General features: G+C 37.4%; 24 protein-coding genes and 1 tRNA gene. 17 read left to right on the top strand and 8 right to left on the bottom strand.

The window, feature by feature from the left end; all coding sequences use genetic code 11:
• The first annotated feature begins 2 nt into the window (after positions 1-2).
• The 10 genes from B5440_RS06235 to B5440_RS06190 all read left to right on the top strand — a co-directional run bounded on the left by B5440_RS06235 (position 3) and on the right by B5440_RS06190 (position 8799).
• Positions 3-761, top strand: a complete 759-nt coding sequence (locus B5440_RS06235) for a ThuA domain-containing protein (RefSeq protein WP_070055362.1) — start codon at positions 3-5, stop codon at positions 759-761.
• Between the two features lie 89 nt (positions 762-850).
• The gene (gene hemH, locus B5440_RS06230) at positions 851-1885 is read left to right on the top strand and encodes a ferrochelatase (RefSeq protein WP_070055361.1); all 1035 of its coding nucleotides are present in this window, start codon (positions 851-853) and stop codon (positions 1883-1885) included.
• Positions 1885-3240, top strand: a complete 1356-nt coding sequence (locus B5440_RS06225; RefSeq protein WP_070055360.1) for an MATE family efflux transporter — start codon at positions 1885-1887, stop codon at positions 3238-3240. Before hemH ends, B5440_RS06225 begins: the two co-directional genes overlap by 1 nt.
• A gap of 84 nt (positions 3241-3324) precedes the next feature.
• Positions 3325-3570 (top strand): hypothetical protein, encoded by a 246-nt coding sequence (locus B5440_RS06220; protein ID WP_141728150.1) that lies wholly within the window; start codon positions 3325-3327, stop codon positions 3568-3570.
• Positions 3560-3847 (top strand): type II toxin-antitoxin system RelE/ParE family toxin, encoded by a 288-nt coding sequence (locus tag B5440_RS06215; RefSeq protein ID WP_070055358.1) that lies wholly within the window; start codon positions 3560-3562, stop codon positions 3845-3847. Before B5440_RS06220 ends, B5440_RS06215 begins: the two co-directional genes overlap by 11 nt.
• Before the next feature lie 6 nt (positions 3848-3853).
• Entirely contained in the window at positions 3854-4402 is a 549-nt protein-coding gene (locus B5440_RS06210; protein ID WP_070055445.1) for a CopD family protein, read from the top strand.
• A 39-nt stretch (positions 4403-4441) separates the two neighbouring features.
• Positions 4442-5896, top strand: coding sequence for a sensor histidine kinase (locus B5440_RS06205; protein WP_070055357.1), 1455 nt, complete (start codon positions 4442-4444; stop codon positions 5894-5896).
• A gap of 27 nt (positions 5897-5923) precedes the next feature.
• Positions 5924-6706, top strand: a complete 783-nt coding sequence (locus B5440_RS06200; protein ID WP_070055356.1) for an enoyl-CoA hydratase/isomerase family protein — start codon at positions 5924-5926, stop codon at positions 6704-6706.
• A gap of 90 nt (positions 6707-6796) precedes the next feature.
• Entirely contained in the window at positions 6797-7873 is a 1077-nt protein-coding gene (locus B5440_RS06195) for a PA0069 family radical SAM protein (RefSeq protein WP_070055355.1), read from the top strand.
• Between the two features lie 140 nt (positions 7874-8013).
• A complete protein-coding gene (locus B5440_RS06190; RefSeq protein ID WP_070055354.1) occupies positions 8014-8799 on the top strand; it encodes an Fpg/Nei family DNA glycosylase in 786 nt (261 codons plus the stop codon).
• 3 nt (positions 8800-8802) lie between these two features.
• On the opposite strand, the gene B5440_RS06185 is transcribed toward B5440_RS06190, so the two are convergent.
• The 3 genes from B5440_RS06185 to B5440_RS06175 form a co-directional block, all read right to left on the bottom strand.
• Positions 8803-9456: an HD domain-containing protein gene (locus B5440_RS06185; RefSeq protein WP_070055353.1), complete on the bottom strand. Its 654-nt coding sequence runs from the start codon at positions 9454-9456 to the stop codon at positions 8803-8805.
• Positions 9457-9725: 269 nt separating this feature from the next.
• Positions 9726-10457 carry a lysophospholipid acyltransferase family protein gene (locus B5440_RS06180; protein ID WP_070055444.1) on the bottom strand — a complete coding sequence of 244 codons (732 nt, stop codon included), beginning with the start codon at positions 10455-10457 and terminating at the stop codon, positions 9726-9728.
• A 221-nt stretch (positions 10458-10678) separates the two neighbouring features.
• Complete coding sequence (locus B5440_RS06175; protein WP_057482458.1) at positions 10679-11089, bottom strand: BrxA/BrxB family bacilliredoxin; 411 nt, start codon at positions 11087-11089, stop codon at positions 10679-10681.
• Between the two features lie 233 nt (positions 11090-11322).
• On the opposite strand from B5440_RS06175, the gene B5440_RS06170 reads away from it, so the two are divergent.
• On the top strand, positions 11323-12063 hold the full coding sequence (locus B5440_RS06170) for a TerB family tellurite resistance protein (RefSeq protein WP_070055352.1): 741 nt from the start codon (positions 11323-11325) through the stop codon (positions 12061-12063).
• Here the strand turns inward: B5440_RS06170 and B5440_RS06165 are convergent.
• Entirely contained in the window at positions 12060-14330 is a 2271-nt protein-coding gene (locus B5440_RS06165; RefSeq protein ID WP_070055351.1) for a TonB-dependent receptor, read from the bottom strand. The genes B5440_RS06170 and B5440_RS06165 overlap by 4 nt on opposite strands.
• Before the next feature lie 156 nt (positions 14331-14486).
• Here B5440_RS06165 and B5440_RS06160 point away from each other — a divergent pair, with 156 nt between their 5' ends.
• The 4 genes from B5440_RS06160 to B5440_RS06145 all read left to right on the top strand — a co-directional run bounded on the left by B5440_RS06160 (position 14487) and on the right by B5440_RS06145 (position 16816).
• Positions 14487-15143 (top strand): metal-dependent transcriptional regulator, encoded by a 657-nt coding sequence (locus B5440_RS06160; protein WP_070055350.1) that lies wholly within the window; start codon positions 14487-14489, stop codon positions 15141-15143.
• Entirely contained in the window at positions 15144-15965 is an 822-nt protein-coding gene (locus tag B5440_RS06155; RefSeq protein WP_070055349.1) for a ZIP family metal transporter, read from the top strand.
• A 121-nt stretch (positions 15966-16086) separates the two neighbouring features.
• On the top strand, positions 16087-16497 hold the full coding sequence (locus B5440_RS06150; protein WP_141728149.1) for a hypothetical protein: 411 nt from the start codon (positions 16087-16089) through the stop codon (positions 16495-16497).
• 112 nt (positions 16498-16609) lie between these two features.
• The gene (locus B5440_RS06145; protein WP_070055347.1) at positions 16610-16816 is read left to right on the top strand and encodes a hypothetical protein; all 207 of its coding nucleotides are present in this window, start codon (positions 16610-16612) and stop codon (positions 16814-16816) included.
• Positions 16817-17262: 446 nt separating this feature from the next.
• Here the strand turns inward: B5440_RS06145 and feoB are convergent, their stop codons facing one another.
• The 3 genes from feoB to B5440_RS06130 all read right to left on the bottom strand — a co-directional run bounded on the left by feoB (position 17263) and on the right by B5440_RS06130 (position 20350).
• On the bottom strand, positions 17263-19365 hold the full coding sequence (gene feoB / locus B5440_RS06140; protein ID WP_070055346.1) for a ferrous iron transport protein B: 2103 nt from the start codon (positions 19363-19365) through the stop codon (positions 17263-17265).
• Complete coding sequence (locus B5440_RS06135; protein WP_070055345.1) at positions 19358-19597, bottom strand: FeoA family protein; 240 nt, start codon at positions 19595-19597, stop codon at positions 19358-19360. Before B5440_RS06135 ends, feoB begins: the two co-directional genes overlap by 8 nt.
• Before the next feature lie 81 nt (positions 19598-19678).
• Positions 19679-20350: an SCO family protein gene (locus tag B5440_RS06130; protein WP_070055344.1), complete on the bottom strand. Its 672-nt coding sequence runs from the start codon at positions 20348-20350 to the stop codon at positions 19679-19681.
• Between the two features lie 245 nt (positions 20351-20595).
• Between B5440_RS06130 and rseP the strand changes: the two genes are divergently transcribed.
• Both rseP and B5440_RS06120 read left to right on the top strand, forming a co-directional pair.
• Positions 20596-21912, top strand: coding sequence for an RIP metalloprotease RseP (gene rseP / locus B5440_RS06125; protein ID WP_070055343.1), 1317 nt, complete (start codon positions 20596-20598; stop codon positions 21910-21912).
• 109 nt (positions 21913-22021) lie between these two features.
• Positions 22022-22095 (top strand) — tRNA-Asn (locus B5440_RS06120).
• 116 nt (positions 22096-22211) lie between these two features.
• On the opposite strand, the gene B5440_RS06115 is transcribed toward B5440_RS06120, so the two are convergent.
• Positions 22212-22515 (bottom strand): transposase (locus tag B5440_RS06115; protein WP_234996363.1); only part of this gene is annotated, 304 nt, incomplete at its 5' end.

Genomic DNA, 22515 nt, shown 5'->3' with positions numbered 1-22515 from the left:
TTATGTCTAGATTAATGCTGACTTTTTTCCTTTCGCTTTTTCTTATTTCCCAAAATTCTGGTTTTGCTCAGGAAGTTGAAGGTCAGGTAAACAAAGAGAAAAATGAAGTACTGGTTTTTTATAAAACCGAAGGCTTTTGGCATAAATCGATTCCTACAGGAAAATCTTTTATTTCTGATCTTGGAGAAGATCAAGGTTTTGAAGTTACTGCCACTAAAGATGCAGATGATTTTAATGAAAAGAACCTGGCGAAATTTGATCTCGTAATTTTTCTAAGCACTACCGGAAATGTATTAGATGAGAAAGAGCAGGATGCTTTCAAAAAATATATAGAAAACGGTGGTAATTTCTTCGGAATTCACGCCGCAGCAGATACTGAATATGAATGGCCGTGGTTTGGCGAATTGGTGGGAGGTTACTTCGCTGGCCACCCAGAAATACAGGAAGCCGATATTCATGTAAATATGCCTGAACACCCTGCTGTTTTGCACCTGCCAAAGATTTGGACACGAACAGATGAATGGTACAATTACAAAAATCTAAATCCTGAAATGCAGGTTTTGCTTTATCTTGATGAGAATTCTTACGAAGCCGGAACAAACGGAGAAAAGCATCCCATAGCCTGGTTTAGGGAAACCGGTTACGGCGGGGTTTCTATTTATACAGGTTTGGGGCACACCATTCAATCATATATAGAACCCGGTTTTAAAGAGCATATTTTAAAAAGTATATTGTATGCGTTAGACAAAACAAAAAACTAATTCCTCTATTAAGGCATAAAAAAGTGCAATAATATAAAGCTTTGTTACACTTTTAATAAGCTTATTTTTGATGTTGAAAAAGAAAAACTATGAGTAAAGGCGTACTATTGGTTAATTTGGGATCCCCAAAAAGCACCGACCCAAAAGATGTAAAAGAATACCTTGACGAATTTTTAATGGATGAACGTGTAATTGACGTTCCTTATTGGGCCAGGGTACTTTTGGTAAGAGGAATTGTTCTAAATACAAGGCCTAAGAAATCGGCTGCAGCTTACCAGAAGATCTGGTGGGACGAGGGTTCTCCGCTTATTGTGTTATCAGAACGCCTTCAGGAAAAAATGGATAAAAACACATCTGTGCCTATTGCTTTAGCAATGCGTTATGGAGAACCTAGCATAAAATCAGGACTTCAGGAATTGTATGATAAAGGCGTAAACGAAGTTTTACTTTTTCCGTTATATCCTCAATTCGCGATGGCTACCACAGAAACTATTCTTGTTTTAGCCGAACAACTTAGAAAAGAACATTTTCCGAAAATGCAATTTACTACAGTGCCTCCATTTTATAATCATTCAGATTATATTAGGGTTTTAGCTGAAAGTATTGCTGAAAAATTAAAAGGAAAAGATTTTCAGCATTTATTATTTTCTTATCACGGCGTACCGGAGCGACATATTAGAAAAAGCGATGTTACCAAATCTCATTGTAAAATAGATGGTAGTTGTTGCCAAACGCCTTCTGCAGCACATCAATTTTGTTATCGTCATCAATGTTATGAAACCACAAGATTGGTTGCCGAATATTTAGAATTAAAAGAAAATTCTTACAGTGTTTCTTTTCAATCTCGTTTAGGTTTTGATCCATGGTTGCAACCATATACCGATAGAACCATAGAGCGTTTTGGAAAACAGGGAATGAAAAAACTTGCTATTGTAACTCCCGCGTTTGTTTCAGATTGTCTTGAAACTTTAGAAGAAATCGCTATGGAAGGCGAAGAAATCTTCCACGAAGTAGGAGGGGAAGAATTTACCGTGGTTCCGTGTTTGAACGATCGGGATGATTGGGTAAAGGTGCTTTCTCGCTGGGTAGATGAGTGGGCGCACCAAAAGCCCGTTGAAGCATAATGGCCTCGGCGAATTCTCAAAATCTTGGGAGAAAACCAATAGGTAAATTACTTGTGCAGCAAGCGGCACCGGCTTCCATAGGAATTCTGGTAATGTCGCTGAATATATTAATCGATACTATTTTTGTAGGAAACTGGATAGGTTCTACCGCTATTGCAGCAATAAATGTAGTACTGCCAGTTTCATTTTTTATTGCCGCTTTGGGAATGGCTATTGGTATTGGTGGTTCGTCTATAATTAGCCGGGCCCTTGGTGGTGATGACCGGAAAAAAGCTTTAAAGACCTTCGGAAACCAGATTAGTTTAACACTAATTCTCACCATTGCATTAGTTATTATTGGGCTTATGTTCGTGGATTCCCTTATTCCTGCTTTTGGGGGAAAAGGCGATATTTTTGAACCTGCAAAAGTATATTATACCATAGTCCTTTACGGCGTACCATTTTTGGCGCTTTGTATGATGGGGAATACCGTGATTAGGGCAGAAGGGAAACCTAAATTCGCGATGATCGCCATGATAATTCCATCTGTTGGGAATTTACTTCTGGATTATATCTTCATCAATCAAATGGGGCTTGGAATGTGGGGTGCAGCCTGGGCTACTACCGCTTCTTATCTTTTTTGTTTTGCCTATGTTTTCTGGTTTTTTGTCTCTAAAAATTCTGAGCTTAAAATCAGTTTACCAGATTTCGGACTTAATAAACCTATACTTTCTGAAATGGGTTCCCTTGGTTTTGTCACTTTATCGCGACAAGCTGTAGTTAGTATTATTTATCTACTGATGAATAATATTTTATTTGATCTTGGCGGGGAAGATTCAGTGGCGATTTATGCGATTATTGGTAGAATGCTGATGTTTGCCCTTTTTCCTGTTCTTGGAGTGACACAAGGTTTTCTGCCTATTGCCGGGTTTAATTATGGCGCTCAAAAATACCAGCGAGTTAAAGAAAGTATCAATACTGCTATTTTATATGCCTGCGGATTGGGATTATTAGTTTTTGGAGGAATTATGTTTTTTGCTGAAGAGATTGTTGAAATCTTTACTCAAAATCCAAAGATTATTGCTGAAACTCCAGATGCCATGCGCTGGGTTTTTGCGGCTACTCCTATTGTCGCTATTCAACTAATTGGTGCAGCATATTTCCAGGCGGTCGGAAAGGCAATTCCGGCTTTATTGCTTACGCTTTCCCGGCAGGGATTCTTTTTTATTCCGTTAATTCTGGTTTTACCTAATTACTATGGAGAAATTGGAGTTTGGATCTCTTTCCCCATCGCCGATTTACTTTCTACCCTGGTTACGGCGTATTTTCTAAATAGAGAGACCAGGCTGAAGTTGAAGCCCCAAACCTCCCGATAATTTTTCCGAAGAAAATTCATAAATCCCTATCTTTGTTAGAAAGCTGGAAATACCATGGATGCAAATGCTTTAAAAATAGAATTGATGCAAAAGATCATTGCCTGTGATGATGAGGATTTGCTAAGTAAAATTGAAGGCTTATTGAAAAATGTAAAATCTGGGGCCAGTGAGCAGGGAGAAAGCTATGAAGTAGAAGGCCGAAAGAGCGAACTTTCAAAAGGACAATTGAAGGAAATTGATGAGCGGAACAAGGCTTATTTGAAAGGTGATTTGGAAACCGAATCGCTAGAAACCTTCAATAAAAAAATATTTGAAAAATATGGGGTTTAAGCTTAAAATAAGCGTAAAAGCCCGTTTAGATGTTCAGGAAGCTATGGATTGGTATAACGACCAATTACCTGAATTAGGAATAAGATTTTTAATTGATTTTCGAAGTACTATAGCGTATATCACTGAAAATCCATATTCATTTAGAAAATTTGATGATAATAACAGGGAAGCAGGATTGAAGATTTTTTCTTATTTAATAATCTATAAAATCGAAGATTTTAAAATTACTGTTCTCGGTGTCTTCAATACCCATCAAAACCCAACCAAAAAACCATAATTTGTGATAGAATATTACCAGTATATAAAAGCTTTACATCTTATTTTTGTGATCACCTGGTTCGCCGGGCTTTTTTATATTCCGCGCTTATTTATTTATCATATTGAAGCCACGCAAAAACCTGAACCTGAAAAGAGCATTTTAGCTACTCAGTTAAAATTAATGACCAAAAGACTTTGGTGTATCATCACCTGGCCTTCGGCTATTTTAGCGAGCTTGTTTGCTTTTTTACTATTGCATTTGGCCCCGGGTTGGCTTTCACAAGATTGGATGTTGGTAAAATTAGGATTTGTGGTTTTACTCTATGCTTATCATATAAAATCTCATCTCATTTTTAAAGAACTTCAAAATGATATTGTAAAATGGACTTCAAACCAAATGCGCCTTTGGAATGAAGGCTCTACCTTAATCCTTTTTTCAGTAATATTCTTAGTAATCGTAAGGGATGCTTTAAACTGGATTTACGGAGTTCTGGGAATTTTTTTACTAGCCGCAATGCTAATGTTGGGTATTAAAATGTATAAGCGATTTAGAGCTAAAAACCCCGAGGCTTAATTGGTGTGATAATTGATCAATTTGGGCTAATTATTATTTATGAAGCTTTCAAAACTTTCTTTAAGTACCCGCATTTTTATCTCCATGATCCTATTGGTGCTGGGAGCTTCTATTTTAATTGTGGGAATCACCGTTTATCAATATAAACTTGAAGCTGAAAATTATCACCGTGAACGCCTGGAAAGAAAAGAGCAGGCTATTACAGAAAATATTAAATTCATATTGGCCAGTACAACCTTCCTGGTAAATACTGAGAATATGGATATTATTTTAAGGGAGCGGGACAAAATTCACGAAGTGGCCCAGGTTCACGAGATGCAGATAAATATTTATGATCTGCAAGGTGAACTTTTAATAAAATCAGATCAATCATTTTTTAGAGATACCACAGATAATCAGTTAGATCGCCATATTTTGCGAAAATTGGAATTATCTGAAAACAAAAGGTATATAGAAAAGAACGAAATTAATGGGCAAAAGTTTCAGTCTTCCTATACTTATATCGTAGATGGAAAATTTAAGCCACTTGCGATTCTTTACCTTCCTTATGTACAGGATGATACCGTGCTAAACCGGGACCTTAATAATTTCCTCTTAAGAATGGGCGAGGTTTATTTGTTTATGCTGGTTTTGGCTATAATCCTGTCTTATTTTCTTTCAAAATATATCACCAAATCCTTAAAGATCATTTCAGATAAGATCACTGAAACCAGGCTGGATAAGCGTAACCAGAAAATAGATATCACGAATGCTTCCGAAGAGATCTACACGCTCGTAGCCGCTTATAATAGTATGATAGACGAGTTGGAAGAAAGTGCGGTTAAACTCGCTGCAAGTGAACGGGAACAGGCCTGGAGAGAGATGGCTAAACAGGTGGCGCACGAAATTAAAAACCCTTTAACCCCAATGCGTTTAAGTGTACAAAGTTTTGAACGTAATTTTGATAAGAACGATCCTGAAATTGAAGATAAAGTAGCCGAATATTCTACTACCCTCATCAATCAAATAGATACCATGAGCTCTATTGCAGAGGCCTTTTCAAATTTTGCGAAAATGCCTGCTCAGCAAAATGAGATGCTAAATGTGCCAAAAATAGTAAAGCTGGCGCTGGATATCTTTAATGAAAATTATATTCAATTTAGCAGTGAAAAAGAAGAGATTCTGGCCAAATTTGATCGTACACAGCTAATTAGAGTAATCACCAATTTGGTGAAAAACGCGATACAGGCAATGGAAGGTCAGGAAAATCCGCGAATAATGGTAAGTATTCACGAAGAAGAAAACAATGTTTGCGTAATCATTTCTGATAATGGAACGGGAATTTCCGAAGAAAATTTAGAGAAGGTATTTGAACCTAAATTTACTACCAAAAGCAGCGGAATGGGACTTGGGCTGGCTATGGTAAAGAATATTGTGGAAACCTATAATGGAAGTATTACCTTTACCTCTAAGCACGGAAAAGGGACTACTTTTAGAGTACGTTTTCCGAAGTAAAATAAGTAACGAACCAAAATTTTAAATATGGAATTCGAAAATATTTTAACCGAAAATAACGACGGAATTTTACAAATCATCATTAACCGTCCAAAGAAATTAAACGCTTTAAACAGGAAGACTATCCAGGAACTTCACGAAGCTTTTTTAGATGCAAAGGACGATGAGGAAGTAAAAGTGGTGATCTTAACAGGAACCGGAGAAAAGGCTTTTGTTGCCGGTGCTGATATTAGTGAATTCTCCGATTTTTCTACGGAAGAAGGTCGGGAGCTTGCAGCCGATGGACAGGCGAAATTATTCGATTTTGTAGCAAACTTTCCAAAACCGGTGATTGCAGCGGTAAATGGCTTTGCACTTGGCGGTGGACTCGAATTGGCGATGGCTGCTCATTTTAGAGTAGCAAGCGATAATGCAAAAATGGGTCTTCCCGAAACTTCACTTGGGCTAATTCCCGGTTATGGCGGTACTCAGCGACTTCCGCAACTTGTAGGAAAAGGTCGTGCTATGGAAATGATCATGACCGCAGGTATGATAGATGCTAATCAGGCGCTTCAATATAATCTGGTGAATCACGTTTGTGAGCCGGAAGAATTAATAGAATTTACCGAAAAAATTGCTCAGAAGATTATGAAAAATTCTCTGGTAGCTATGAGTGCTGCAATTAGGGCGGTTAACGCAAATTACGAAGATGGCGTAAATGGTTTTGAAGTTGAAATCAGCGAATTTGGAAGTTCTTTTGGAACCGAAGATTTTAAAGAAGGAACTTCAGCCTTTTTAAATAAATGCAAAGCAGATTTTCCGGGAAAATAATATAAAAGCTTTGACATTCAGATTATATCTTTTGAATGTTAAAGCTTATTTTTTATTCTATTAATAGGATATATTCCATAAATTTGTAATATGTCCAATAACAATGAATTTATCTACGGAAGAGGTGCGCAATTAAATGTCTCTAACCGATTTGATGCGCATAATCACGAGTTTAGGGATGATTTTTTAAATCATTGCGCTACTGAAGGGGATGAGGTGCAAAATTCCAAAACCGTTTTAATAGATACTTTTCCTAAAAGTATTGTGAATAAAGTGACCAGCCCAGATGTGGGAATGGGTTTTTCTTTAAATCCTTACCAGGGTTGCGAACACGGTTGTATTTATTGCTATGCCAGAAATTCTCACGAGTACTGGGGCTTTAGTGCCGGGCTTGATTTTGAACAGAAAATTCTTGTAAAAAGAAACGCGGTTCAGTTGCTCGAAAAGAAGATTAGCGGTAAAAAATGGGAAGCTGCACCCATTGTACTTTCCGGAAATACCGATTGTTACCAGCCTATTGAGAAAAAACTGAAAATTACCCGCCAACTACTGGAAACGTTTCTGAAGTATAAACATCCGGTAGGAATTATTACCAAGAATGCCCTGGTGCAAAGAGATATGGGTATTTTACGAGAACTGGCGACAGATAATTTAGTGCACGTAAGCCTTTCGGTCACATCACTTGAAGAAAAAACCCGTAGGATTTTGGAGCCCAGAACTGCAAGTATTAAAAAACGCCTTGAAACCATAGAAAAACTTTCAATGGCAAACATTCCTGTTAGTGTTATGATGGCTCCTATAATTCCGGCCATCAATTCGCACGAAATTATGCCTTTGGTCAAAGAGGTTTCAGAAAGGGGCGCACTGGGCGTTGGCTATACCATTGTGCGTTTAAATGGCTCGATCGGTGCAATTTTCACCGATTGGATCAAGAAAACAATGCCAGATAGAGCCGATAAAGTTTTAAATCAAATTGAAAGTTTACACGGCGGAAGTTTAAACGATAGTAGGTTTGGAACAAGAATGAAAGGGGAAGGCGAGTTCGCAGATCAGGTAAAGCAACAATTTAAAATAGCGCGAGCTAAATATTTAAAAGGAAGAGAAAGACCATTGCTAAACTGCGATCTCCATGAGGAATTCAAAGACGGACAAATGAAGCTGTTTTGAGAGACTGCCTTATTGCTAAATCCGGTTCACTTTGATCATAAATTTTATGATGAATTTATAAGCTTAAAGCTGAAATCATTAATATTTTAAGGGTAAGAGAAAAACTGATAACTCAGAACTCATAACTGAAAACCGAAAATATGCCAGAACTACCAGAAGTTGCTTACCAGAAAAAATATGTTGATGCTACTATTTTACATAAGAAGATCGTTAAGGTAGAAACTGGGGATAAAAAAATCTACCAATCAGATAAAAGTGATTTTGAAGAAACGTTGGCAAACAATCAATTTACCGGGAGCGAACGCCTGGGAAAATACTTATTCCTAAATTTAGAAAAGAATGGTGGTTTGGTGGTGCATTTCGGAATGACGGGAAAACTGGAATATTATCAGCACGATGAGGTGCCAAAATATGCGCAACTCACACTTACCTTCGAGGACCATTCCAGGGTTTCCTTTACCTGCCCGCGTAAATTCGGGAAACTTTATTTAGCTGAAAATTTAGCTGAATTTCAGAAAGCGAACGATCTGGGAGTTGATGCACTTGCCCTTACCAAAGAACAGTTTTTCGAAATTTTAGAAGGTAAAACCGGAACGATCAAAGGCTTGCTAATGAACCAAAAACTAATCGCTGGAATTGGGAATTTGTATGCCGATGAGGTGCTCTTTCAGTCCAAAATTCATCCAACAACCAAAGTTGATAAACTTTCGGAAGAAGAGAAGCAGGAGATTTTTAAAGAGATCGAAAAAGTTCTGGAAGTGGTAAAAGAAGCCAGGGTAGAAGGGAAGAAACTCCCAAAATCTTATCTAACTACGGCGCGCAAAAAAGACGCAGAATGTCCCAGAGAAAACGGTGAAATTGAGCAAATTAAAGTTTCTGGGAGAACCACCTATTTTTGTCCTACCTGCCAAAAGGAGAGATCTTAGAATTTAAACTTTTCCGTTCCACTCCGCATAAAATTGCTCCAGATAAAGTTCCATGAATTCGTGGCGCTTTTGGGCGATCTCCTTTCCTGTTTCAGTGTTCATTCGGTCTTTTAGTAAAAGCAACTTTTCGTAAAAATGATTGATGGTTGGTGCAGTAGAAGCTTTGTATTCTTCTTTGCTCATATTCAGATCTGGCTTAATTTCTGGATCGTAAAGGGCACGGGCTTTAAAGCCTCCATAATTAAAGGTTCGGGCAATTCCTATTGCACCCAACGCATCTAATCTGTCGGCATCCTGAATAATTTGAAGTTCTATCGAATTAAATTCCTGCTGAATATTACCACCTTTAAAAGATACATTTTCGATGATTTTTACCACGTGATCTATAACTTCAGCGTCAACCTGTTCTTGCTGAAGAAATTTTGATGCCACGTTAGGTCCAACACTTTCATCTCCATCGTGAAATTTTGAATCGGCGATATCGTGCAGCAGAGCGCCTAATTCTACGATAAAAAGATCAGTATTTTCATTTTTTGCAATCAGTTTCGCATTTTTCCAAACCCGCTGAATGTGAAACCAGTCGTGACCACCTTCAGCATTTTTAAGGGTTTCTTTTACGAAGGCTTCGGTGTTTTTTAATATCTGGGGTTTATTCATATTTGAAATCAAAGAATATTTGTGGAAGTGTCGCTTCGTCAAGCTGAACTCGTTTCAGCTTCTAAGACGCTATTACAATTTAAGATCTTATATCTCCGAATAAATTTCGGAGCAGGCTCTGAAATAAATTCAGGATGACGTTTTAATATACCTACAGGCGGTTATTTTTTATATTTACTCGATAATCGAGATTAATTGCTCCGAGGCTTGCCTCGAAATCAAATTATATTTTCCAAGTATAATGCTTCGTGAGCTTGCTCGGAAGTTGTTTACTTTATATCTGCAATAATAGCTCTTTCTACTTTTGCCGCTAAACTTTCAGGATCGCCTGATGCTACAGGAATGGGCTCCTGCACTTTTACTTTAATATGAACGCCGGGTTCCATTGGGAAATTACCGTGTTTAAATAGTTTCCAGGAATTATTTATGGTTATGGGTACAATTAGTGCTTCCGGCATTTGCTTAAAAAGCATTTGCATTCCACTAACAGCAAACTTTTTTGGAGCGCCTGTTCGGCTACGTGTTCCTTCAGGGAAAATTACTGCTGAACGATTTGTTTTGTTGAGGTATTTCGCGAATTTACCCATTTTAATAAGCGATTCCCGCTTATTTTTACGGTCTATTAAAACCGAACCTCCGTGGCGTAAATTAAAAGAAATACTGGGAATTCCTTTTCCTAATTCTTTTTTACTTACAAACTTTGGATGGTGCTTTCGCAAATACCAAATTATTGGAGGAATATCATACATTCCCTGGTGATTTGATACAAAAATGCAGGGTTTCTCGATAGGGATATCCTGGAGATTTTCAAAGCTAAACCGTGTTCCCAGAACGTTTAGGCAACGCATTAAAAAGAAATTAAAAATATCTACACTTTTTTTATGAGCCTGGTATCCGCCAAGGTTTAAGCACAACCACTGAATAGGATGAAAAACCAGCAGATTTAAAAAAAAGAAAAAATAGAATAAAACCGTTAAGGGGTATGAAAGTATTTTTTTCATCACATAGATTATGCGGCTAAATTAAGTATTTAAGCCGAAAACCTACAAATACTAATGTGGGAAAGGGAAATAAAAAATGGCTGGTTGAAAAATTGTTTTTGATCGTCATCCTGAACTTGTTTCAGGATCTAGTTTCAAATTAACTTAGAAGCTGAAACAAGTTCAGCTTGACGTAATAAGACTTTTCAACCAGCCATTGAATAATTTATACTAGCTGCTGCTTAACAGAACTCGTTATAAGCTCCGGTAAGGTTTTCAGCAATCATTTCAGCCGGGCGGCCTTCAATGTGGTGACGCTCTAGCATATGTACTAATTCACCATCTTTAAAAAGTGCCATAGAAGGCGAAGATGGAGGGAAAGGTACCATTAGGCTACGAGCTTTATCTGTAGCTTCTTTGTCAACCCCTGCGAAAACAGTTACTAAATTATCTGGTTTTTTTGCATTCTGTAAAGAGATTCTGGCGCCTGGTCTTGCATTAGCGGCAGCACATCCACAAACCGAATTTACAACTACCAGGGTAGTTCCTTCTTTCTTCATTGCGTTCTCTACATCTTCTACAGTGTGTAATTCTTCAAAACCAATGCTGGTAAGGTCTTCACGCATAGGTTTTACTAAATCTGCTGGATACATATATTTTGTTTTTTTGTATTAAACTTTAGTAAGTAACAAAGATACCAAATTAACTTCAGCTGCCCATATTCCAATTAATTATGTGCGAATAGGTTAAATCGATGAACTTAATTAAATATTTGGTCGAAATTCACGACTCAAGCTAACAAAATTTTGGGGCGAAGGCTTTGGGGGTTTTAAATCTCATTTAATGAGTAAAATAGTATCTTTGCCGCTTATTTAAAATTTTCTTCATGTTTAAATGGATTGCCGCTGTAATAGGCTATATGTATTTCCGGTTTCCCGGAGCCATTTTAGGTTTTATAATAGGAACGCTTATAGATAACTGGACTCGTGGTAGTGGCGGTGCGTTCAAACAAATGTTTGGACAGCAGCAGGAAGAGCAGAAAGTTTCTCCCGGTGATTTTGAGCTGAATTTACTTTCGCTATGTTCCCTGGTGATTAAAGCCGATGGCCAGGTTTCACAGTCTGAAATGGATTATGTACGCTCCTATTTTGTGCAGGCTTATGGGAAAGAACGCGCTAATGCAACATTTAGAACGTTTAATGAACTAATTAAAAATCGTGAAATTTCAGCTTCGAGAATTTCACAATATTTGGCTGCCAGAACAAAGTATCCTGCACGTTTACAAATAATTCACTTTCTCTTTGGAATAGCGCAAGCCGATGGTCGCGTTAGTGAAGCTGAAGCTCGCGTAATCCAGGAAATTGCCGGCTATCTTAGGATTGGCCGAATGGATTTTGAAAGCTTAAAGGCTATGTTCTTTAAATCTGCCGATAATGCTTATAAAATCCTTGAAATTGAAAAATCGGCTACAGATGCTGAGGTGAAAAAAGCATACAGAAATATGGTTAAAAAATATCATCCCGATAAATTAGGCCATATGGACGAAGCTTATAGAAAAGGAGCTCGCGAAAAATTCAATAAAGTTCAGGAAGCCTACGACCAAATTCAAAAGGAACGCGGACTTTAGAAATTATATTTCAAATTCAGCATAAAATTCCTGCCGGGGCTACTCACGTTAAACGCCCTTAAAATTGACATATGGTCTACATAGTTTTTATTTAAGGCGTTATAAACCGTAATTCCTGTTTCCAGCTGATCGTTTCCTAAATTAAATTTCTTACTTACTCCCAAATTAAGCAAAGTATAACCGGCTGTAGTTTCCTCGTTGAGACCGGCCCTGTTTTGGTCGCTTACCAATCTTAATTTTGAGAAAGCATAGAGCGATCTATCTTTTAAACCAAAATAGCCAACTTCCAGGTTAAAATTATCTGGTGGAATAAAACTTAAGTTTCTATCGTTTTTAAGATCTTCTGCCCTTACAATAGCTCCTGAAAATTTTGTTTCCAGGCGTTGTTGATCAAGCCAGGTATGTTTTAGCTCAAATTCAAATCCGTATAAGTTAGCATCGGTTTGGAGGTAAGACCATACTTCAAGGTTTTCATTTGGTAATGTTTCATCGGTAGCGGTGAAATAAATATAATTGTTTACCCGGCTACCAAATGCTGAAAAAGTACTTTCAAACCTGTTGTTTCGGTAAGTATAACTTAAATCTGCCTGTAAACTTTGTTCTCTCCCAAATTGATCGTTCCCTTTTTCAAATCGGCTGGTGCCGGGATGTGGACCGTTAGAGAATAATTCAGCCAGATCTGGAGCTCTAAAACCAGTGGAGAAATTAAACTTTAGTTGATTTTTGGCATTGAATTTTTTAGTGGCACCAATTGAACCGGTAAAACCGTTAAAGGTTCTGGTGAGTTTTCGATTTTCAGGATTCCCAGGTAGAATAAAGTCGTCTGCAATCAATTCTTCTGAACTGGCATCCGCGGTAACATTCCTGTAATCATAACGAAGAGCTCCCTGAAAAAACCAACTGTCAATATCTAAACTGGCCAGGTAGTAAATTCCGTTTTCAAAGATTTCGGCATCAGGAATTAGAAATTCCTGCGAATTTTTAATATTCTGGGTTTTTACAAAACTTCCCTGGGTTCCTAAACTATGCTTTATTTTTCCGTTAGGGAAAGTTATTCTTGCATTGTAGAAGCTATGGTTTTGCTGCAATCCCAAATCTACAAGATCGAAATCCTGCTCCACTTCCTTTCTATTATTTGAGTGGTGTGAAAGGTGCAAAGAGGTCTCAAAATTCTCGTGTTGCGTGGTTTGGTTATAAGAAAGCAAATAATCTTTTACTTCCTGAAACGGCAATTGCATATCCCTGTCGTTTCGGCTAGTGGCGAGGCTTTTTGAATCCTCCATTTCTTCATCCAGGATAATTCCTAAGTTCTGGTCGTTAAAGGAAAATGATAATTTATTCTGAAAGTTTTCTTTTTCAATTCCGGTATGGAGCCTTAATGTCTTCGTATTGAATCGGCTGTTTCCAATTAATCTACCATTACCGTTTTTATAATCGGCGTGATTTTCATAAGCAAGATCGGTAGCTATAAAAATCCCATTTTCAAAAGATTTACCTAGAGAAGCATAGGTGCGAATTCCGGTGGAAACGCTATTAAAAGTAGTACCAATATTTCCGGAAAACTTAGTGGATTCTTTGTAAAATTCGTCATCCTGGGTAAGTAGAACGCCGCCCAAAGCACCGGAACCATATAAAACTGAAGCAGGACCTTTAATAACTTCTACTTTTTTAATGCCAAGATCATTAATTCCCAGGCCGTGATCTGCGCCCCATTGGTGATTTTCCAGTTTATTGCCCTGGTAAATAGTAACCACCCTGGAGAAACCGAGCCCGCGGATAAAAGGTTTTACGATACCCTGGCCGAATTCTGCTCCATAAACACCAGGAACTTCCCGTAAACTTCCCATCATCCCGTTAGGGTTTCCTTTTGTTTCAATCCCCTGCATATCTATGCTGGAGACATTATAAGGCGTGCGGCGGGTAAGCCCGGTTTGTGTATCTACAATCAAAACCTCATTAAGTTCTTCAGAAGATTTCTCCAGTTCAATATTAAGCGTTTTGCTTTGCCCGGAATTTATAAGAATATCACGGCTAAACTTTTTAAAACCAATAGCGCTAATCTCAATACGATGATTTCCTGCCGGAATATTTTTCAATAGGAATTTACCGTCTTTATCTGCAGTAGTACCAAGGTCTGAAGCTTTGATATAGACATTTGCAAAAGCCACAGTACTGCCTTCTGAAGTTATTTTTCCCGACAGTTTCCCCTTTTGGGCAAACCCAGAAAAACTGATTAGTGTCAAGAATATTATTGCTAATGTTTTCATTTTCTTATTTTTGACAAAACTATAAAATAAATTTAGATAAGTCTAAAAATAGGTTTTTAATTTTAAAAATGTATTTTTGGAAATTGCAAACTGCCTCGGAGTTAGCTAACGAGGTGCTATTGGTTTTAAATCTCGATTATCGAGCAAATTAGAAGTATGTTTAGTTTTTCAGAAGAAAATTATCTTAAAGCGATTTTTCATTTAGAAAGAAAATACCAGGCTGGTGTGAGCACCAACGCACTGGCGGAAGAAATGGAGACCAAGGCTTCCTCGGTTACTGATATGATTAAAAAACTATCGGAAAAAGAACTGGTGATCTATAAGAAATACCAGGGAGTAAAACTGAGTGAATTAGGAGACAAGACCGCTATCCAGGTAATTAGAAAACACCGGTTGTGGGAATATTTTCTGGTAGAAAAGCTCAATTTTAATTGGGATGAAGTACACGATATAGCCGAACAACTAGAACATATTAAATCTGAAAAGCTTACCCAGGAATTAGATAAATTTCTTGGTTTTCCTAAACGTGATCCTCACGGAGATCCTATTCCTGATGCAGAAGGAAACTTTAGTGTAGCTAATAAAATGCTGCTTTCTGAATTGGGGAAAGCAGAAAAGGGAATTTGTGTGGGCGTAAAAGATTCTTCATCGGAATTTTTAAGGTTTTTAGACAAGAATAATATTTCCCTGGGGAAAGAAATTAAAGTACTTGAAAAGGAAGCCTTTGATGGATCTATGCTAATTCTAATAGAAGAAAGAGAATTAAGAATTTCACAACTAATATCAAATAATCTATATATAAAAATACAATAGATGGAAGAATTAATCGCTTATTTTGAGCAATTAGACCCGGTAATGGCAGCATTACTGGCTACAATTTTCACCTGGTTACTTACCGCTGCTGGAGCTTCCCTGGTTTTTCTATTTAAAAAGATGAATAGAAAATTATTTGACGGGATGCTTGGGTTTACCGGTGGAGTTATGGTGGCTGCCAGTTTTTGGAGTTTACTGGCGCCGGGGATAGAAATGAGTCCCGGAGAAGGTTTTGAAAAAACAGTTCCGCCGCTTGTTGGATTTGGATTGGGAGCCCTTTTTCTATTCGGACTTGATAAAGTACTGCCTCACCTACACGTAAACTTTAAAATGAGTGAGACTGAAGGAATTAAAACCCCCTGGCATAAATCTGTTCTACTTACCCTGGCTATTACTCTGCACAATATTCCTGAAGGTTTAGCCGTAGGCGTGCTCTTTGGTGCTGCGGGTGCAGGTCTGGAAGGGGCTAGTATTGGTGGCGCTGTGGCTCTTGCCATAGGAATTGGTTTGCAAAACTTTCCTGAAGGTTTTGCGGTTGCCATGCCGCTTCGAGGGCAGGGAATGAGCCGTTGGAAAAGTTTTAATTTTGGTCAGCTTTCGGCTATTGTAGAGCCTTTTGCTGCGGTGCTTGGTGCCTGGGCGGTAATGACTTTTGAACCTATTTTGCCATATGCACTTTCTTTTGCTGCCGGTGCGATGATCTTTGTGGTGGTGGAAGAAGTTGTGCCGGAATCTCAAAAAGGGAATTTTACCGATATTGCTACTATGGGCTTTATTGTAGGTTTTATGGTGATGATGACCCTGGATGTTGGCTTAGGTTAAAATCTTTTGCAACATTTAAGTTGAGGTGTAGTCTTTATAATAAAGAACTATGCAAATAAACCCAAGAAATATAAAATTGACTTACACTAACAGCGTTTTTCACTTTTTAAAACCAGCTTTATTGGTTCTCAGTCTTTTTCTTTTTGCCTTTTCTGCATCAGCGCAAGATGAAGCTGAAATTGAAACATATTTTGCGGAAACTAAGTTGGGAGAATCTTTTAATTTTAATGAAAGAATAATCCGATTTAAAGAAGTGTTGGTAGATTCAAGATGTCCTAGCGATGTAACCTGTGTGAGAGCAGGGGAGGCAAAAATTCTGGTAGAAATATTTAAGGATGAAAAATCTTTAGGGAAAGAAATTATTACCCTGGGAGCAAATGTGAATTCCTTTAAAACCAACCTGGCTAAATTTTTTGAGAAAGAATTAGATATAGAAATCCTATCGCTTTCCCCGTATCCAAAGACTTCAAGGAAGATAGAAGCTTCAGATTACCAGCTTAAGTTGAAAGTGACGAAGAGATTGGAAAATTAGTCACAACCACAACCTGAAACACCGTAGGCTTAGCCCATAAAATCAAATTATATCATTTAAGAGATTTATTACAAATGAGAAATATCTCTTATCTTGTAATTAAAAATTTATTATGGAATCAGTAATTTTAAAAGGAGAATCAAAAGAAGATTTAAAGTTGCTTGTAAAACTTGCCCATAAACTTGGTATCGAAACTCAATTTTTAAAGTCGAACGAATTAGAGGAATTTGCGTTTGGATTAGCAATTGAAGAAGGAGTGAATGAAGAAGAAATGGGCCTGGAAGATTTTAAACAATCACTTTTAAAAGATGAAGGTTAGAATCAGTAAAAGCCTGGCAAAAGACACTGCAAAAATCACTGATAAAAAAGTTAAAGAAAAGCTTTTTAAATAATTGAACAGCTTCAAAATGCCGAAAATTTAAGTCAACAACCGATTAAAAAGCTTAAAGGATTTAAAGATTTTTATCGAAATCGGATAGGTGATTATAGATTGGGGGTTAAAAAAGTTGACCGAACAGGAAATTCTGCTTGTTCGTTTTTTGCAGCGAAAAGAAATTTACAAATATTTTCCGAAAAGAGATTAACTGCAACCACAACCTGAAACTCCGCAGGCTTTAGTTTTTTCTGATTTCTTTTTTAGAAAAGCAGGTTTCCAAATAAATTTTGTCAGGATATATCCCAACGCGATAGCGAAGGTTATAAAAACGAGAATTTCTTGTATTAACTCCATAGTATTTAGGTCGTTTTATAATATTTAACTTACATTTATTTCAATAATTGAAAAGCCGCTAATGCTACAAAGTAGGCGAACAAGGTCATTACCACTAACTGCAAAACAGGCCATTTCCAGGTATTGGTTTCTTTTTTTACAATAGCCAAAGTACTCATACATTGCATAGCAAATGCGTAGAACAGCAACAAGCTAACCCCGCTGGCAAAAGTAAATAGCGGGCCACCCAAAATTGGATTGATCTCCGCGGCCATCCGGTTTTTAATGGTTTCTTCTTCGTCGCTGCCTACACTATAGATTGTTGCCAAAGTTCCTACAAAAACTTCACGAGCAGCAAAAGAACTTATTATGGCAATTCCAATTTTCCAATCATAACCCAAAGGCGCCACAACCGGCTCAATACCTCTTCCCATAATCCCGATATAGGAATTTTTTAATTTGAATGAGGCAATTTCTTCGTCAAGCTCGTCTTCTGTGATATTGCTTTGTTCATCGTATTGTTCGCTCACAATTTCACTGGCATTATTAAAATTATCTCCCGGCCCATAACTGGCTAAAACCCATAATATAATTGAAATTGCGAGAATTATTTTTCCGGCTCCAAACACGAAAGATTTGGTTTTTTCAACCACGTTGATGGCAATGTTTTTTCCCATTGGAAGTTTGTAATTGGGCATTTCAATTACAAAATGACTTCGGTTTTTTATATTTAGAATTAAATTCAAAATCCAGGCAGAACCAATAGCTACACCAAATCCTAAAAGATACAGTAGCATTAAGGTCAATCCCTGGAGGTTAAAACCCCACACGGCTCGATCTGGAATTACCAACGCAATTATAATTAAGTAAACCGGTAATCGTGCTGAACAAGTTGTAAATGGCACCACTAAAATGGTGATTAAACGCTCTTTCCAACTTTCAATATTACGCGTGGCCATCACAGCAGGAATTGCACAAGCCGTTCCTGATACTAAGGGCACGACGCTTTTTCCGCTAAGTCCGAATTTCCGCATTATTCGGTCCATTAAAAATACTACCCGGCTCATATAGCCGGTTTCTTCAAGGATAGAAATAAAGAAAAACAGGAAAGCGATTTGGGGTATAAAAATAACAATACCGCCCAGTCCGGGAATAATACCTTCAGCAATAAGATTGGTAAAAGCTCCAGCCGGCAAAGTAGTTTTTGTCCATTCGCTTAAAAATGCAAAAGTCTCATCTATAAGGTCCATTGGGTAACTGGACCAACTATAGATGGCCTGGAAAATCAATAACAGAATACCAAAAAATATGGTATAACCCCAAACTTTGTGGGTGAGAATCCGATCTAAACGAGAACGCAGGTCTTTTGCAGAACTTGCATCAACCTTCATCGTTTCCTTTAAAACACCGTTAATAAACTGGTATCTTAAAATGGTTTCTTTATGTTGAAGTTTCTTTAGCTCGGTATGAGATTTAGTATCAAAATGATCGGAATTTGTAATTTCTTTCCGATTGATATTACCAAAGTTTACATCTTGAGTAATTACCAGCCAAAGTTTATAAAGTGATTGCTTCGGAAATGCTTTTCGTAAGCGATCAAAATATTCAGGAGCAATAACTGATGCATTTACGCAAGGCTCGTCTGAGATATGACGGTAATTGATTATCGCTTCTTTGAGCTCATCAATCCCGGTATTTTTTCTGGCGCTTACTAAAACTACTTTAGTATTTAATCGTTCTTCCAGCAAATCCACATCCAGTGAAATTCCTTTTCGCTCCATCCTGTCGGCCATGTTTATAACCAGAATAGTAGGAATTCCAAGATCTTTAATTTGGGTAAAAAGGAGTAAGTTTCGTTTAAGGTTTTCTACATCGCTAACTACAACCGCAACATCTGGATAGTCTTTGTCACTTTTATTCAGCAATAACTCTATTACCACGTTTTCGTCTAAAGAAGAGGCATTAAGGCTGTAGGTTCCCGGAAGGTCTAAAATATGGGCTTTAAGGCCACGCGGAAGTTTACAAATTCCTTCTTTTTTTTCAACCGTGATGCCGGGATAATTACCCACTTTTTGATTAAGACCGGTGAGCTGATTAAATACAGAGGTCTTACCGGTATTGGGATTTCCTATTAACGCAACATTTATTTGTTTAGCCATGTAAGCTTATAAGGTCAATTTCTATAAGTAAAGCGATCTCTCTTCTAATGGCCAGGTGGCTGCCGTTAATGTTTAAATACATAGGATCTCTAAAAGGAGCCATTTGTAACATTTCCACTTCATTGCCAGGCAAACAACCCATTTCGAGTAATTTTAGCGGAATATTTTCTTCTGAAAATTCTTTGATAATTCCGCGTTCACCACGTTTTAAGTCGGCCAGAGTTCGTTTCACTTTTTATTTAGATTGATTTTAAACAAGACAAAAGTAAGGTAAAATTTCAGCAGTAAAAAATTTCAATAGAAAAACTCCCTTTTAACGATATTCCCGTTTTAAAACCTTGATATCGTGCATTAGGTTTTCTATGGCTTCGGCATCGGTACCGTCATAAAAACCTCGAATTCGTTTTTCTTTATCTACGAGTACAAAATTCTCGGTATGAATCATATCGTAAGGTCCGCCATCGCCATTACTTTTTGAAGCGAGGTAAGATTTTCGCGCCAGGTCATAAATATGTTTTTTATCACCCGTAACAAGATTCCATTTTTTGTCTAGTACACCTTTTTCTTCAGCATAAGCTTTTAAAACCGGCACTGAATCAGTTTTTGGGAAAACAGTATGGGAGAGTAATAAAACTTCAGGATCATCCTTAATTTCCTGCTGTATTTCTAGCATATGATCGGTCATTACCGGACAAATGGTGAGGCAGGTGGTAAAAAAGAAATCGGCTACATAAATTTTATCCTCGTAAAAATCCTGGGTTATGGTATCGCCATTCTGGTTAATAAGTTCAAAATCTTTTACGGTGTGGTATTTTCTAACATATTGCACCGTAGAATCTACAAGTTCGGCATTTACCATATCTGGTTGATAAACAGGTAAAGTTTCTTCGGGCTTTAGAAGAGAATAAATACTATAAATAATAATTACTGAGAGTATAAACAGTACAATGGCAAATTTCTTAAGCCAGGAAAAGAGATTACGCATACTATTAAATTTACTCGCTAATCGAGATTTGAAATATTCCAACTCAGGTTGGAAGATCTATTTTTTGAACTTGGTCTTCCTGAGATTTGATCTCAGTAAAATCTAATGCAAAATTAAGTGCTAGCAATCAATTAGTCGCAGTTTAAAACCTAAAATTTCAGCTCACTAAAACAGGAGGGCTTTTAACTTTTGTAGGAGATTATAAAAGGTTACTTTTGTGCGATTTAAAATTTGAAGCATTACGCATGGATCCATTTATAGTTAAAGCCATACAGTTACTGTTAAGCTTATCTTTATTAATAGTCTTACACGAACTTGGGCATTTTATTCCCGCCAAATTATTTAAAACCAGAGTAGAAAAATTCTTTTTGTTCTTCGACGTGAAATTCGCGCTTTTTAAGAAGAAGATCGGCGGAACAGAATATGGTATTGGATGGCTGCCTTTGGGTGGTTATGTGAAAATATCGGGAATGATAGATGAAAGTATGGATAAGGAGCAAATGGCAAAACCGCCAGAGCCCTGGGAATTTAGAAGTAAACCGGCGTGGCAACGGCTTATTATTATGCTTGGTGGGGTTACGGTAAACCTGGTGCTTGGTTTCCTTATTTATATGATGATCATGTTTGTTTGGGGAAAAAACTATGTAGGTCCAGACGAAATGCCTAAAGGTTTTGCAATTGCCGAAGAATTTAAACAATATGGATTTCAGGACGGGGACCGTGTTTTGCAATTAAACGGAGAAGATTTACAGAACAGTACCGATGTGAATAGGTATTTGTTTATGCGAGATGTAAATAACATCACGGTTTTACATCAAAATGGGGAAGAAGAGACTATTGAAGTTCCTGAAGATATTGGAGAGCAAATGTGGGAACAGGGAGTTATGTTGCCTTTTATTCCTATTCAAAATCCGGTTATAGAGAAAGTTACCGCCGATAAGGCTGCAGAAATTGCCGGCCTGCAAAAAGGTGATAGTATTATTTCTGTAAACGAGCAGGAGATTGGTTATTGGCATGAGATAGGTGAGATTACCAAGGATAATAAAGAAAAAGAAATAGAGCTGGTCTTTAAGCGAGATAATGATATAAAAAGCATCATGATCACACCAGATGAAGAAGGAATGCTTGGGTTTAGTATAAAATCTAATTATGAAATAAAGCAGCAAAAGTATGGTTTTGTAGAAAGTATAAAACAAGGTTTTGATTATGGTTACTGGACACTACACGATTATGTAGCTCAATTTAAATATGTTTTTACACAAAAAGGCGCTACACAGTTAGGCGGATTTGGAGCCATTGGCGGGATGTTTCCCGATACCTGGGATTGGAAAGGTTTCTGGCATACCACCGCGCTTATTTCTATAATCCTTGCCTTTATGAACATTCTACCTATTCCGGCTTTAGATGGTGGGCACGTAATGTTCCTGCTATACGAAATGGTAACCGGAAGAAAACCTAACGATAAATTTATGGAAGTTGCTCAAATGGTTGGCTTTTTCATCTTAATTGCCCTGGTGCTTTATGCCAATGGAAATGATGTATATCGCTGGTTATTTGAATGATAGAATACCAATTGGATTTTATTAGAAAAAAACCTGAAAAAAATTCAATTTTTGTTTTGCGGTGATTTAAAATTTGGTTTATATTTGCAACCGCAAAAGAGCAAAACACTCCTCCTTAGCTCAGTTGGTTAGAGCATCTGACTGTTAATCAGAGGGTCCTTGGTTCGAGCCCAAGAGGGGGAGCAAAGCAGAAGAAACCAGTCTTGAAAAAGGCTGGTTTTTTTGTTTTTATCCCTTTGCTAATAAAGCTTTCCAGGGATATTAATAAAATTCAAATGGATCAAGCCCAATTGTTGTGTTTAAGCAAAAATTGTGGTTAATCTATATAAGAAGAATTCAACATTTTTCACTCCTCTAAACTGAGCCCTAAACGCTTTTATTTTTGCATTAAAGGATTCTGCTGAAGCGTTGGTACTTCTGTTGATAAAGTAATTGAGAATAGATCTGTAATTAAGGGTAATGGTGTTGGCTATGGTATTAAAAGCCTTAAACCCCGTCTCCTCCACATCCTTGTACCAGTGAGCTAGTTTTGTATAAGCCCCTTCTTTTGATTTAGCATTGTTAAATATATTTCTAAGTCTTTGTGTAAGCTTAAATGCCAAC

It is taken from the genome of Salegentibacter salarius (assembly GCF_900168265.1).
GTDB lineage: Bacteria > Bacteroidota > Bacteroidia > Flavobacteriales > Flavobacteriaceae > Salegentibacter > Salegentibacter salarius.
The sequence above is the reverse complement of the archived record's forward strand: the minus strand, read 5'-3'. Positions and strand labels throughout refer to the sequence as shown.